Here is a 214-nt window from a genome sequence, read left to right on the forward strand (position 1 = left end):
ATGGTCTTCCAGACCGGCAAGAACGGCGAGGCCATCCCTTTGCCCGGCGACACCGAGGCGGATGCTGGATGAAACCGCTTGTGAGACATAGGCATGCAGGAAAACGGCAAGCGCCTTCTCGGGCCCTATGCCATGGGCGCCTGTAACCGCCCCGACCGCAATGGGATAAGCGACCTTGTCAGGTAACCGCTCGAACACCCCGTCCGGCCAGGCC

Annotated in this window: 1 protein-coding gene; it reads right to left on the minus strand. The window is 63.1% G+C overall.

Going from position 1 to position 214, the window contains the following annotated elements; genetic code table 11:
• Window positions 1–214 (minus strand): urease accessory protein UreF (locus tag AF337_RS39070; RefSeq protein WP_280138890.1); only part of this gene is annotated, 214 nt, incomplete at both ends.

This window comes from Rhizobium ecuadorense (assembly GCF_001187535.1).
GTDB classification, from domain to species: Bacteria; Pseudomonadota; Alphaproteobacteria; order Rhizobiales; family Rhizobiaceae; genus Rhizobium; species Rhizobium ecuadorense.